The sequence below is a fragment of the Anabaena sp. PCC 7108 genome, assembly GCF_000332135.1.
Lineage (GTDB): Bacteria > Cyanobacteriota > Cyanobacteriia > Cyanobacteriales > Nostocaceae > Anabaena.
In genome coordinates, this window is record NZ_KB235896.1 from 185,131 (window position 1) to 199,780 (window position 14,650).

The window sequence follows — 14,650 nt, forward strand, 5'->3', positions numbered from 1 at the left end:
ACCACACCCTACCAATGTGCCAGTTGCGTAAGTCCTGTTAATATGGCTAATTGCTTTCTCTCTTCAGGTTTGAGACTGTTTTTATTAATAAATAGTAATTATGCTTACCAGCGTTGATCGGTTGTTATTTGTCCGGCGTGTCCCCATTTTTAACGAATTGCGAGATGATTTTGTGGTGCGGCTGGCTTCAGTGATGAATGAACTATCATATCCTGCTAATTACAGTATCTTTAAACAGGGCGAAGAAGGGCGCTCGCTCTATATTGTTGTATCTGGTAAAGTCAAAGTCCATATTGGGGAAACAAAATTAGCAGAAGTTGAGCAAGGGAAATACTTCGGAGAAATGGCTGTATTTGATACTCAACCCCGTTCCGCCACCGCTACAACTGTAGATTCTTGTGAATGTTTAGAACTCACCCAAGAGCAACTTTATGATGCGATTGAAGAAACTCCAGAAATTGCGGTGAATATCATTCGTGAACTATCGCGGATAATTCGCCGACTGAATGAAAGTATTAATCATTAGACATTGTTGCAGAAACCTGTAGGGAATTTCTACACTTTCTCCCCAATGTTGATGAATGTATGAAGCATGAACATTAGGTAAATTCCAACCTTCAAATCCTGTATTTTCCTCACAATCATAACGATAAGTATCAAATAATGGTTGTTGAGGATTAGTAATTAAATGGGAACGATGAAACTCATGTCCATAAATATTTGTTCCTGCATCAAATAAGCAACTATTTTCTAAAACTACTGCGCGACGATATCCTAAAGTTAGACTTTTATCCATTTGTGCCGATGTTGGTAAAATTCCCAGCATTGGCCAAGATTTACCTTCAAAATCAATAATATTTTCACATAAATACATCAATCCTCCGCATTCTGCAATTGTGGGAATTCCGGCTAAAATAGCTGTTTTTACTTCTTTAATAATGCTAGTATTTGCGGCTAATTGTTGTGCAAATACTTCGGGAAATCCACCACCAAAATACAGTCCTTGGATATTTTTTGGAAATTCAGTATCTTCTAAAGGACTCCAAAAAACTAATTCTGCACCTAATTGTTTTAGTAAATCTAAATTGTCTTGATAGTAAAAATTAAAGGCTTTATCTCGTGCAACAGCAATTCTGATTTTAGATTTGAGATTGGGGATTGGGGATTTGGGAGATTGAGGATTAATAGCTGAAACTTGAGATACTTGCAGTAGTGGTAATAATTTTTGCCAATCAAAGCAATTATCGCCTAAATCTGCCAAGCGATTGACGACATCATTCAATTCTGGTAATTCAGATGTGGGGACTAAACCCAGATGACGGTCAGGTATAGTAATATTATCTTGTCGTCTTAAAACGCCGAGAATAGGCAATTGTAGAGGTTTTAGGGAATCTTTGAGCAGGTATAAATGGCGATCGCTACCCACACGATTCAATACTAACCCAGCAACTTTAATTCTACTATCCAAAGCACAATATCCATGTGCGATCGCAGCCACTGAACCAGACAACCGACTACAATCAATTACCAAAATTACAGGTATATCTAATAACCGTGCAACGTGCGCCGTACTCGCAAAATCAGTTGGTAATTGATGTTCTTCTCCAGTCCCCTTAACCCCATCAAATAAACCCATCACCCCTTCAACCAGAGCATATTCACACCCAGGGGAATGAAGATTAAAACATTTTTGTACATAATTTTCTGAAGTCAGTACAGAGTCTAAATTCCGACAAGGCAGACCAGTAACATACTGATGAAACATCGGGTCAATATAATCTGGCCCCACCTTAAAAGATTGCACCTTCACACCACGACGACACAAAGACGCTAAAAGGGTAAGTGTTACTGTTGTCTTACCCACCCCGCTACGTTCTCCAGCAATAATAATAGACATTAGTAATTTAGTAGACCTCTTCCAAAATTGTTTTATGGTAGGATAAAAGGTTTTGACCTAACAAAGCAACTGTCGAATCGGAAATTTAAACACTTGCTTGGGATAGCTTGAACACGTTAACCGCAGAAACGCTTCACATAACATTGCTACTTAATTAGCAACATTTATACTTATAACATTGAAAAAGCTAGTCAACTTATTGACCATTTATTCAATCACCTAGCTTACCACAAGACTTTTTTTGGCAGAGGTCTATCATAAATTTACAAAAATCATCAAAAAATATCTAGCTTATTGACTTTTATTCCTAAAAGTTATAGAGTTTTTTTATCATGTTAATTGCAAGTAATTAGCAAAAATACTGAAAATTATTTCTATTGGAGGAAAAAATGCAAGTGAGCCAAAAATACTCTTGGTATGTTAGTGCAGGGTTATTAGCGTTGACAGGAATGGTTTTCAGTAGTTTAGGATCTCCGCAAATAGCCGTTGCTAACTTTTCTGAAAATCAACTAACACCACACTTAGTTGCTCAAAAAATTAAAACTTTAACCATAGTTTTTCCTACTCGTGCAGATTCTACTGACTTGCAAAATAAAGCTGATAATGTAGCTGTATTTTTATCTAAAGAGTTAAAAATGCCTATCAAAGCGCAAGTAGGTGATGATACAGCCGCAGTAGAATCCTTAAGAGCAAATAGAGCTGATGTAGCGTTTTTAAGCAGTCGTTCAGCTTTAAAGGCTGAACAATTAGCAAATTCTCGTTTATATTTGGCTGAAGTTCGCAAAAATTACTCTGGTAGATACACTTATAATTCTATTTTTGTTGTTCCCAGTAATAGCCAATTAAAAAGTAAAAATTCTCCAAAAGCAACTTTAGAACAACTCAGAGGAAAAACAATTGCTTTTACTTCTCCGACATCTGGTTCTGGATTTATTTTTCCAGTAAGTGAATTAGTGAAACAAGGTTTTGTTCCTAATCGTGATCGCTTAGAAAACTTCTTTGGTAAAATTAGTTATGGTGGAAATTATAGCAAGGCTTTAGATGCTGTAGTTAGAGGACAAGCTGATGTAGCTGTAGTATCAGAATATGCTCTATTTTCACCCTATCTTGCCGCTCAAAATAGAGATAAAGTCAGAATATTACATAAAATTTCTGGTGTTCCTGCTCATGGTATTGCTATTGATGATGATGTACCAGTTCTGATCAGAGAAAAGCTTATTAATGCTTTATTAAAGTTAAACAAATCAGAAAATAATCAATTACTCACCAGTTTATATAATTCTACAGAACTGGTAAGAATTGATCATGATCGACATCTCCGACCAGTTAAAGAAGCTTTAAAAAATGTGGGAATAGATCCATAGTTTTTAACTAATACCAATTCTATGTAAAGATGCGCCAAATTTATTTGGTAGAGACGTTCCCTGTGTAGGGATTATCGGCTCTACAACAATAGATAAATTGCATCTTCATACAAAAACGGTATAACAAGTTAGGATAGAGAATTTAAATCAGAAAACTCTCTATTCTGACATAACTTTGCTATTTACATTAGCTTTTGATAAAATTAGCCATGACTGTTTATTCTGAAACAACTAATAATTACCATTCATCTCAAAAAAACGTGAATTTTATTGAATGTTCTCACTTAGAGACAGGTTATATTTCATCTCTACAGCGGCCAATATTAAATGATATTAACTGCAAAATTAATCAAGGTGAATTTGTCGCATTATTAGGATTGAATGGTGCTGGTAAATCGACATTATTAAAATCACTTGTAGGTTTAGTACCTTTAGTCAAGGGAGAAATTAAAATTGATGGTGTTTCTGTAAATAATCAAAATTTACCGCAAATCCGTCGAGATGTGGGAATGTTATTTCAAGGAGGTGGATTAATCCGGCAATTATCAGCAATTGATAATGTATTGTGTGGAAAATTAGGAGTAAGAACAACTCGACAAACTATATTTGGATTTTCCCAACGTGATCGCACATTAGCCTTAGAATTATTAATACAATTAGGTTTAAAAGAACAAATATATCAAAAAACTAGTCAATTAAGTGGTGGACAACAACAAAAAGTAGCTATTGCTAGAGCATTAATTCAATACCCACAAATACTTTTAGCTGATGAACCCACAACAGGTTTAGATATAGTAGCTTCACAACAAGTAATGGCAACATTAGCAGAATTACATCAACAAGGCTTAACTATAATAACTGTTTTACATGATTTAGCATTAGCTACAGCATACGCTCAAAGGGCTATAATTTTAGATCATGGAAAAGTCGTTTATGATGGTAAATGTGAAAATTTACAAGAACGATTTTTATAATTTATCAAGTAAAGTAATTCAAATTATATTGAGTAATTTTAAAAATGAAAAGCATTTCTAAATTGCAAAATTTGCATCGTTATCATTCTTGGTTTATTTCTTTAGTTATTTTCTTGTTAATAATAGGAGTTTACACTTGGGCATTACAAGGATTAAAAGTTGATTTTCAATTATTAAAAGATAGTAGTCCTTTCATTATAGATTTTATTTCTCGGTTATTTCCTCCGAATTGGCAAGTTTTAGATATTGCCATTAAAGGGTTAATTGAAACTGTGCAGATGTCTGTATGGGGAACATCCATAGGTGCAGTTTTATCATTACCAATTGCCATAGCCAGCGCTAATAATATCGCCCCTTTGTGGTTAAGATGGATAGCAAACTTAATACAAAACTCCGTTCGTTCCGTACCTTCAATTATCTTAGGTTTAATCTTTGTAGCTGCTACAGGATTGGGCGCACCTGCTGGCACATTAGCATTATCAATATATACTATTGGCTATCTTGCTAAGTTTTATCAACAAGCTATAGAATCAGTAGATAATAGTTCCTTAGCATCTTTACAGGTGATTGGGGCATCAAGAATACAAATAGCCCAGTATGGAATATTACCGCAAATATTACCTTTAGGATTAGGTTATACCCTGTGGATGTTTGAATATAACATTCGTGCTGCTTCGGTTTTAGGAGTAGTTGGTGCTGGAGGTATAGGTTTTCAATTAAAAAGTTATATAGATGGTTTTGAATATACCAAAGCCACAACCATGATGTTAGTACTATTAGTAGTAGTGACAGTTATTGATTGGTTTAGTAGTAAGTTACGTCGTTATTTAGAGTCAATCTAGAGTGACGGGAGCATCCCAATTTTGCAAAAATATACGCAACTAACCCAAAAAACCTGTTTTACCTCTTACCTATGCCTTCGGCACGCTACGCGAACGCGCTCTTCGCGTCTTCGCGGTTCGTTTATTTTATGCTTTGTATTCAGTTGGAAGCTCAGATAAAAAATAAACTTACACATTTGGGATGCTCCCAGAGTGACCGATATATTACGCCAAATTTCACTAAATAAAGGGTGCTTTTTGACAAAAATGAAAAGCATCTCCCAGAAGATAGAGCTTGCAACTCACGCCTTGTTGTAAAATAGACAATAGAACGATTAGGGAGGGCCAGTTAACTGGTCATAAACTTCTATAGAGACCATCTTCGGAAATCTCCAAGGTTTAAAGTCCAGCCAGCTGAAACAACTACAGCGGCTGTACCACCAGCGCATATCGGGCGATTGCATCACAACATCCGAGTTCGCCCAGCGTCTGGCCGCAATTAGCACAGAACTAAATCAGCCAATATGTGCCTACCTCAACCGTCGCGGACAAGTGATTAGAGTTGGGGTGGGTAATCCGCGTCAAACCCAAATTCCACCCCTAGAACTGCCACGTTACGGTGCAGAACGTCTGAGTGGTATTCGTTGTATAGCAACTCACCTCAAGCCAGAACCACCCAATGAATCGGCGTTGACGGCAATGGCATTGCAACGATTAGATGCTCTAGTAGTGTTGAACATTACTGGCACGGGATTTACAAAGCGGGGTGGTGGTGCGACGGGCTATGTGAAAGAAGCTTATCTAGCTCACTTAGTAGCCAATAGTAAACAGCTAGTTTTAACCGATTCTGAGGGAATTAGCACCCCAGACTCAGCTTCGTACTCTAGCATATCGCCACCTTTGAGTTTAGATGCGATCGCAGAACAAGATTTTCTGGACTTGGTAGAAAGTCTAGAAGAGGAATTTAGCCGGGAATACACCGCCCAAGAAGTAGACGCAGATCATGATCGCGTCGTCATTGTCGGTGTAATCACTGATAGTACCACTGGTCAACAATTCCAGGACACAATCGCCGAATTAGTGCGGTTAGTGGATACGGCAGGTGGAGACGTTTTGCAAATACTACAACAAAAGCGATCGCGCATTCATCCCCAAACCGTTATTGGTGAAGGCAAAGTTCAAGAACTCGCCCTCACCGCCCAAACATTGGGAGCCAATCTTGTCGTCTTTGACCGTGACCTCTCACCCGCTCAAGTCCGCAACCTAGAAGCACAAATTGGGGTCAGAGTCATTGACCGTACAGAAGTAATTTTAGATATCTTTGCCCAACGCGCCCAATCTGGTGCTGGTAAATTACAAGTAGAACTAGCACAGTTAGAATATATGCTGCCACGACTCACCGGTCGAGGTAAATCCATGTCCAGACTAGGTGGTGGGATTGGGACACGGGGTCCTGGTGAAACAAAACTAGAAACAGAAAAACGGGGCATTCAAAAGCGGATTTCCCGACTGCAACAAGAAGTTAACCAGTTGCAAGCACATCGTTGTCGATTACGTCAAAGACGACAACATCGAGAAGTTCCTTCTGTTGCTGTAGTGGGTTATACCAATGCTGGTAAGTCTACTTTGCTCAATGCTCTCACTAATGCCGAAGTTTACGCAGCCGACCAACTTTTTGCCACACTCGACCCCACTACACGCCGCTTGGTCATTCCTCATGCGGATACTAATGAACCCCAGGAAACTCTAATTACAGATACAGTAGGGTTTATTCACAAGTTACCTCCCTCCTTAATGGATGCCTTCCGCGCTACCTTAGAGGAAGTTACAGAAGCTGATGCTCTACTACACTTAGTGGATTTATCCCATCCTGCTTGGTTGAGTCATATTCGCGCAGTTAGAGAAATTCTCGCCCAAATGCCCATAACTCCCGGTCCGGCCTTAGTTGCTTTTAACAAAATTGACCAAGTTAGTAGCGAGACACTAGCTTTAGCCAAGGAAGAGTTTCCTCTAGCGATATTTATCTCCGCTAGTCAGCGTTTAGGTTTAGAGACTCTACGTTATCGTCTGTCCCAGTTGATTGAATATGCTGTTGATGATCGGTAAATACTGAAAATTAAATGAACCTATGATTATTAATTCCGTATTCTCACCAAGTACGGAATTTATTTATTCTGTTTAGTTCAGTAAAGATGTTGACAACAATAGAAATTAAGTTTATTTTTTGTCCTTTTTAAATTGCCTCAAATGCAGAAAATCTACTGATTATTACCGAATAATCGATTTTGACCCAATCTCCTAATATGCCAATTGCGTAATTTATTTACGTAAAATATCTATATAATTGAGCTTATTTATATCAAAATCAAGTATTCAGTATACGTAAACATACACTCCGTTTAATGGTTAATTAAATCTTTTATAAAGTTGCCTTTGAAACATAGACTTGAGAATATAGTTGTGCCAAACTATATCCATTAGTAATAAGTTTTACAAATAAATAAAAGCACTTTTACTGGAGCGTATCGTAAATGTTAACAAGACCCTCTCACAAAATACTAAGTTATGTAGCTATCGGAGTTTCATCTTTAACTGTAGTCATGGTTTCCCAAATGCCTCAAGCCTACGCAGCTAGTATGACCTTTTCTGCTACAGGTACTAACTCAGCAACCAACAGCAGTCTCAACTCATCAGTTATTTTTGATGATTCGTTAAACCCAGGTCAATTGACTATCACCCTTACTAATATTGGGGCAGGTGCAAAAGCTCCTTCTGATGTTCTGACTTCACTTTTTTGGGACTACAATGGTTCTTCCCCTTTAAACTTATCCTTGGCCTCAGCTAAAGCAGCAACAGTCACTCAAAATGGTACTAATACTAGTAATGTTGATCTTCTGAAGATTGGTACAACTACTAGTACAACTAAAAAAGGGAAAACTACTACAGAGACTACTTATAGTCCTGAATGGGCATTTGCCTCTACTAACAGTCAGGGTGGCTTAGGTGGAGATGTTTCTAAGCCTGGCGCTGTAGCAGTAACTCAAAAGTACGGTCTTGGTACTGCTGGCTTAGGTATTTTTCAGGGCATAGGAGGCCAGACCCAACAGGCGTATGGCATAATAAATGGCTACGACAGCAGTGCGAATAAACCAATCACAGAAAATCCTTTTGTTAACAACTCTGCAACGTTTGTTTTATCAGGGTTACCCACTGCCTTTGATGTAAAAAAGATTAGCAACATTCGTTTTCAATACGGAACTAATTTAAACGAAGCTGCCACCTATTATATTGCACCACCACCACCACCAAAAAAAGTACCTGAACCTAACACAGCATTTGCTCTTGCTTTATTCGCTGTGGGTGCGCTAAGAGTGGTAAAGAAACAGTCTCTGCTAGTAGCTTAAATTCTAGATATGAGGGATGTTCATAACAGCAAAGGGGCGGCTTGAATTCCATCTAAAGAAGGAATTAGCCTCCTTTTTTTTTAGACTGGAGTAGCAACAGTTTAAAATTAAGAAGTATTTGATTAAATATTGGATATTTATGACAGCAAAAGTAGAAATTTACACTTGGAGTACTTGCCCATTTTGTATACGTGCTAAAGGCTTGCTAAAGAACAAAGCAGTTGATTTCATCGAATACAGCATTGATGGAGATGAAGTAGCAAGAACTAAAATGTCTCAAAGGGCAAATGGAAGACGCTCTTTACCGCAAATTTTTATTAATGATGATCACATTGGTGGTTGTGATGATATTCACGCTTTAGATAGTCAAGGCAAGTTAGATGGATTGCTTTCTGCTGGTCATAACGTTTAAGTTAAAAAGTACCACAAAAGCAATATCTAGCGACAAATTGACCAACCATTACATTCAAAGGTGATTGAGGTAAAGAGGGTGAAACTGGCTTTCATTATAGATCCCATCCATCAGCTTGATCCATGCCATGACACAAGTATTGCTCTCATGGAAGCCGCGCAAATTCTAGGTCATGAAGTTTGGATAACTCAAGCTAACCTACTGAACGTAGTGGAGAGTAAAGCTTGGGCTTTGCTACAGCAGGTAGAACTTGTACCAGTGGAGTTAGTAGAGGGACGTTGGATAGCAGCAAATCCCTGGTATAAGTTAAGTTCTAGCGTTTTAACTTCCTTGGAATCAATGGATGCTGTATTTATGCGGACAGATCCACCTGTCAATGATTCCTACCTCTATGCTACTTACATTTTGGATTACATTGACCAAAATAAAACCCTGGTAATTAACAGCCCTAGTGGTATCAGAAGTGCAAATGAGAAAATGTATGCTCTTCAGTTTACCGAATGTATTCCCGAAACGATTGTCAGTGCTGACAAACAAGTTATCCGCGAATTTGTGGCAGCAAAGGGAGCAACTGTTCTCAAACCGCTGGGTAACAAAGCTGGAGAGGGGATTTTATTTTTGCAATCAGGCGATCGCAATTTCAATTCCATTGTTGAACTTAGTACCCTCCAAGGTCGAGTACCTGTGATGGTACAAAACTATTTACCAGCAGCAAAAGACGGAGATAAACGGATTATTTTGCTGGATGGTGAACCGATTGGGGCGCTCAATCGCCTTTCTAGTGGCAGTGATTTTCGCAATAATATGGCCACAGGGGGTACTGTAGCTCAAACCCAAATTACTCCATCAGAGCAGAAAATCTGCACCATCTTAGCTGACAAACTACGCGAAGATGGGTTGATTTTTGTGGGTATTGATGTGATTGGTGGCTACCTGACTGAAGTCAACGTTACCAGTCCCACGGGAATTCGTGAGATTGACCGTCTAGATGGTACTCGTCTTGGGGATCAGGTCATTCAATGGCTTGAGCAGAAGCTAAACAGAAAACAACTCAATTAAACTAGGACGCGGAGATACTGATATGTGTTCATGTATCTATAACCGCGTCTTTGTATCAGAGCATAATTTCTATAAATTATCCAATTTCACAAAATCAAAACGACTTTTCCTCACCCTGCTTCCCTACCTTAAAAGCAATGAGATATTTTTTATTTGGCAGACCATAAAACTTCGGGGTAGCAACTAAATTGCTGACCCCTCCCTGGTGAAATAAACCCTAAAACTAGGAAATTGTATACAGCACTCTGTCACAACTGAGACTGCAAATTTAATCTAAAATCTCAAATCCACAATTACTTAATTTTTGGGTGGTGTACGTCGTCGTTGGAGAAAGTCAGGAATATCCAGTGAGGGTTTCTCTTTAGGCTCAGGAATTGGATTGGGTTGATTAACAGTTGGTTGTGGTGTAGGTTTTCTAGTATTTGCTGGAGTTACTATTCTTGTGTTAGCCACATTTTGTTGTGGTGCAACTTGGATTTCCCCTGTAAATCCAGTAGCAATAACAGTGATTCTGACTTCTCCTTGTAGTCTGTCATCAATTACTGCGCCGAAAATAATATTCGCATTGGGATCAACCACTTCATAGATGGTTTCAGCCGCAGCATTGACTTCATGTAAAGTGAGGTCACTACCACCAGTAATATTAAAGACAACTCCTCTAGCTCCTTCAATAGAACATTCTAACAAAGGTGAAGAAATTGCGGCGATCGCTGCTTCTCTAGCTCTAGATTTGCCAGAACTCACACCAATGCCCATCAATGCTGATCCTGCATCTGCCATAACTGCTCGCACATCAGCAAAGTCAACGTTGACTAACCCTGGAATCGTAATAATATCAGAAATACCTTGCACACCTTGACGTAACACATCATCAGCATAGCGAAAAGCTTCTTGTACAGGCGTTTGTTCGGGAATTACCTCCAACAACTTATTATTAGGGATAATAATCAGGGTATCCACCCGACTTTTCAATCCTTCAATCCCCTGCTCGGCTTGGCTGGTGCGTCGCCGTCCCTCGAATACAAATGGACGTGTGACTACGCCGACAGTAAGAGCGCCCATTTCTTTAGCCACTTCTGCCACAATTGGCGCTGCACCTGTACCAGTTCCACCACCCATACCAGCTGTGATAAACACTAGGTCTGCACCTTCTAAAGCCGTAGCAATCTCATCACGAGATTCCTCTGCTGCCTTTTGACCAATAGCAGGATTACCCCCTGCGCCTAAACCTCTTGTCAGTTTCTGTCCGATTTGCAAGCGACTGGGAGCGCCAGCTAGGGTAAGCGCTTGGGCATCGGTGTTAATTGACCAAAATTCCACCCCAGATACATCAGATTCAATCATGCGGTTAACAGCATTGCCACCCCCACCACCGACACCAATCACTTTAATGTTGGCAACTCGTCCAGGAACAATTTCACCAATACGGCTATTTTCAGTAATTTTCTTACTATCATGATTTCCGTAGTTCAACCCAGAACTGTTAAAGGGGTTGTTGGCGTTAACTGCGAGGGAGAAACCTGGCTGTCCGACAGATTGCGAATTTTTATAGGTAAGCTCTTGGTTATTATCGAGTGTCATTGGATTTTTGAAAGGTAGATAAACGACTTTTTCTGGTGCTATTCACCTAAGAGTCAACTATAGTTTGACCATGCCATAGATTGTGGCAGTATTTTTTATTGTTCTCAACACGAACAAACTTAACCGGATTGGACGTACAATAATTAGCTATGGGATACGCTTGAAACATGGACTATCGCACCACTAAATTCTCAGCAAGTATACTTAACTATGTTCGACAATTGGTCTATTCTCAATGATATATTCCTCCTCTATCCAAGTATGCGTGCATTATCTCCAATATGATTCCCCTATTTTTACTCAAAGTTTGATTTTGTGATAGTTTTGACGATGAATGTTGATTAATTCAGTACTATTAACTAGTAAATACTTTAAACTTTTGTATAATTTTGAACTTTTTATTGAGTAAAATACGTTCAAAAGTTACTCGGCTTAATTTTGGAGTTGATTCTCCTATGGAGTTTAAAGTAGTTCTTATACACCTTAGCAGAGTAAAAGCAACTCCACACTCCAAATTCTCACCAGACCATAGAACTTGTAAAGATGGTTCGCGGACAATCTTCTCTGCATTAATCATATGATCGATATTAGGGATGATCACAACTTTAGACACAAACCTTACTTACTTAATCAGTAGCCTTGAATAGCCAGCATAACTAGACACACCGTGTTAATGAACAGAAGTTACAGCGCAGAAAAGTCTGAACCCATGCCACAGTAGCAAAACACCTGAAAATTCAGCCTGAAAATTAAGGCGGTATTTCCCCCCATCCCGCGCTTAATTTCGATCAACCCGATGTGAGGCTAACAATTGAGTATCTGTTACTCTCAAATGAGTTTCTATCATTTATCCTGTCATTTTAATAAAACTTAATGCCAATGTTTGTTTTGGTGGCAAAAATGGTGATGTTCGCAAGGATTTCGATGACTAGAAAATTTGTTTATTTACCAAGGCTTACTGAATCAAATAGACCAGATGTTTTTAGGGGGATTGAGACTTAATATAAAGTTTTTGGTTCATTTGTACTGAGGGAAAATCGGGATTTTTGAGATTGATATACTCTATCTGACCAGGATTAAATTTTGCAGGTAAATGACGCATTTGGGCAAGTACCCTAATTTGTTCAGGTAACTGGGTACTAGGTAAACCGAGATGCACATTTCCTAATTCTGTTTTCAGAATCAAATTAGTAGGATCTTGGTAATCAATTTCCGTTATTTTCAGAGAACTTTGGCTGATGGCTTGATAAAGTTGAGTCCAGTAAGGACGGGATTGTTGTGGTGAGACAATCACTTTAAGACTAGGTAGTTTTTCGGTGGGATTAAGAAAAGTGTATTTTTCTAAGGGCATCAATACCCCATGAGCATCGATTAAACCTATGTCACCCTTTTTGCTGACAGTACTACTATTTGGTGAGCAGTTCTGTGGATTTTCTCCAGGAGAATTTGCAGAGGATTGAGAGTTAGCGCGACAATCAATGGTTTTTTGCTGTTTGCTTGTTTGTGCGACGGCTACTGGTACACGTTCTTGAACTTCGATAATTAATCCAGGAGGGAACAAACGGCGACTGACAGTGGCTTGAGCAATAGTTGGTTGTTGCTTCAAGGATTCTGCGATCGCATTTGGTTCTATCCGCCACAACGACTGAGGATAAGATAACACTAGCAGTGACCGAATAGTTTGCTCTGAGAACAATTGCTTGCCCGATTTCATCACTATCTGTGTAGGAGCCTTTAGTACCCACATGGGTTGGATTGTCAGCCATAGTAATCCACCTGCCAGACCACAAACAGCGGAGGTTCGCCAAATAGTCTGAAGAATTTTTATTTGCCGTTGCTGACGTAATTTCTTACGACGCTGGGCTAAATCCCTACGAGAAACTGAGACTATGCCAGCCATTTAAACCCCTTTTCGGTTTTAGTTTAACTTAGTTAGGTACGCTCTTCTAGTCAATTAATTTATCAGAAAGATGCATAAAAACCTTTGACAATATCGCAGCCTGAGGTGATCATCTTCAACCCAACTGAGGGACGGCCAAATCCAACAATATCTCATCGCTTTTAGCACAGAGGAAGGAAACGTCGGTTTGATTCCGTGAAATTGAATAATCAATCTATTTTTTGGAGTTCCCTAAGAGCGTCCGATTCTTATCTTGTTGCTAGATAACTATGCCAAGAAAATAGCATCAACCTCAAGCCCTAACTTGAGAGTTGATTGCAGAGCTATAAATTTATAAATTTAAAACTCCAAACTATTTCCTAATCTACCATTCTAGAGATTCATCGCTTGGAAAAACATCATGAGTTTTCTGAAACGCCGTATCTTCTGGACTAGCTTCCACTGGCAAATTCACTAAAAATGCTTGTAGTCGCATCCGTTCGATATAAGGCCAACCTCCCTCAGACTGAATATCTTTGAGCAGTGAGTAGAGCCTCTGGCGGTTATCAGGTAAGCTATCTTGAAACATTCCATCACGAATATTTCTATGTGATTTTTCTAACTGTCGCAGCAGAGCCAATAGAGCTATCACATCACCTTGACAAAATTGTGCGACATCTTCTACCGCTGTAGCGATTGCTTGTAACTGATCAGAAATTTTCTCTAACTCAGAATTTTTACCGTTGCTCATATAAATCTCTCCATGCGTACAAGATCAACTCAAATTTACCGAATATTTGGGATTTTTAATTGTTTATAGAGAGTTATAGTTCTGCAGTTACCCGCTAAATACTGCTTTGTGAAGTGAAACTACAGGCTAAACTGAAGCTCAATTTATGGGACTCCCATTTGATTTTTGAAATCCACTTAGGGTGGAAAATGCCAACTATAGAAGGGTTTTGATGACAAATGCCCCTACACTAGGAAAATTTTCCAGATATCATCTAAACCTCATCCAAGTTGAGAACTGGAGTTTTTCAAAAGGGAAAAGGGAACAGGGAACAGGGAACAGGGAACAGGGAACAGGGAAGAGTATAAGATTTGGGAATAAAACCCAATTCTGAAAAAACTAAGGATTTCAAAGTAGACGTGGTTTATGATTGCTAAAGATAGGAAAAGTAATGACGATGCCCACGGCACGCTGATTCCTCAAAGAAAAGCGATCGCTTTTAAAACAGAGACTGAAAGCTTAACACAGC

Annotated in this window: 12 protein-coding genes; 8 read left to right on the forward strand and 4 right to left on the reverse strand. The window is 38.9% G+C overall.

What is annotated here, in order from left to right:
• Positions 1–100: 100 nt before the first annotated feature.
• Positions 101–526 carry a cyclic nucleotide-binding domain-containing protein gene (locus tag ANA7108_RS0101550; RefSeq protein ID WP_016948995.1) on the forward strand — a complete coding sequence of 142 codons (426 nt, stop codon included), beginning with the start codon at positions 101–103 and terminating at the stop codon, positions 524–526.
• Here the strand turns inward: ANA7108_RS0101550 and ANA7108_RS0101555 are convergent.
• Positions 482–1,897, reverse strand: a complete 1,416-nt coding sequence (locus ANA7108_RS0101555; protein ID WP_016948996.1) for a cobyrinate a,c-diamide synthase — start codon at positions 1,895–1,897, stop codon at positions 482–484. The genes ANA7108_RS0101550 and ANA7108_RS0101555 overlap by 45 nt on opposite strands.
• A gap of 389 nt (positions 1,898–2,286) precedes the next feature.
• Here ANA7108_RS0101555 and ANA7108_RS0101560 point away from each other — a divergent pair, with 389 nt between their 5' ends.
• The 7 genes from ANA7108_RS0101560 (at position 2,287) to gshB (ending at position 9,931) form a co-directional block, all read left to right on the forward strand.
• Positions 2,287–3,261 (forward strand): phosphate/phosphite/phosphonate ABC transporter substrate-binding protein, encoded by a 975-nt coding sequence (locus tag ANA7108_RS0101560; RefSeq protein ID WP_016948997.1) that lies wholly within the window; start codon positions 2,287–2,289, stop codon positions 3,259–3,261.
• 209 nt (positions 3,262–3,470) lie between these two features.
• Positions 3,471–4,235, forward strand: coding sequence for a phosphonate ABC transporter ATP-binding protein (locus ANA7108_RS0101565; RefSeq protein WP_016948998.1), 765 nt, complete (start codon positions 3,471–3,473; stop codon positions 4,233–4,235).
• Between the two features lie 44 nt (positions 4,236–4,279).
• Positions 4,280–5,077: a phosphonate ABC transporter, permease protein PhnE gene (gene phnE, locus ANA7108_RS0101570; protein WP_016948999.1), complete on the forward strand. Its 798-nt coding sequence runs from the start codon at positions 4,280–4,282 to the stop codon at positions 5,075–5,077.
• A gap of 348 nt (positions 5,078–5,425) precedes the next feature.
• On the forward strand, positions 5,426–7,162 hold the full coding sequence (gene hflX, locus ANA7108_RS0101575; RefSeq protein ID WP_026103926.1) for a GTPase HflX: 1,737 nt from the start codon (positions 5,426–5,428) through the stop codon (positions 7,160–7,162).
• Between the two features lie 425 nt (positions 7,163–7,587).
• Entirely contained in the window at positions 7,588–8,460 is an 873-nt protein-coding gene (locus ANA7108_RS0101580) for an XDD4 family exosortase-dependent surface protein (RefSeq protein ID WP_016949001.1), read from the forward strand.
• A 139-nt stretch (positions 8,461–8,599) separates the two neighbouring features.
• Positions 8,600–8,872 carry a glutaredoxin 3 gene (grxC, locus tag ANA7108_RS0101585; protein WP_016949002.1) on the forward strand — a complete coding sequence of 91 codons (273 nt, stop codon included), beginning with the start codon at positions 8,600–8,602 and terminating at the stop codon, positions 8,870–8,872.
• 78 nt (positions 8,873–8,950) lie between these two features.
• The gene (gene gshB, locus ANA7108_RS0101590; protein ID WP_026103927.1) at positions 8,951–9,931 is read left to right on the forward strand and encodes a glutathione synthase; all 981 of its coding nucleotides are present in this window, start codon (positions 8,951–8,953) and stop codon (positions 9,929–9,931) included.
• A 297-nt stretch (positions 9,932–10,228) separates the two neighbouring features.
• Here the strand turns inward: gshB and ftsZ are convergent, their stop codons facing one another.
• From ftsZ to ANA7108_RS0101605, 3 genes are all read right to left on the reverse strand, one after another.
• A complete protein-coding gene (gene ftsZ / locus ANA7108_RS0101595; protein ID WP_016949004.1) occupies positions 10,229–11,512 on the reverse strand; it encodes a cell division protein FtsZ in 1,284 nt (427 codons plus the stop codon).
• A gap of 982 nt (positions 11,513–12,494) precedes the next feature.
• Complete coding sequence (locus tag ANA7108_RS0101600; protein ID WP_016949005.1) at positions 12,495–13,412, reverse strand: cell division protein FtsQ/DivIB; 918 nt, start codon at positions 13,410–13,412, stop codon at positions 12,495–12,497.
• Positions 13,413–13,776: 364 nt separating this feature from the next.
• The gene (locus tag ANA7108_RS0101605) at positions 13,777–14,142 is read right to left on the reverse strand and encodes a hypothetical protein (RefSeq protein WP_016949006.1); all 366 of its coding nucleotides are present in this window, start codon (positions 14,140–14,142) and stop codon (positions 13,777–13,779) included.
• Between the last annotated feature and the right edge of the window lie 508 nt (positions 14,143–14,650).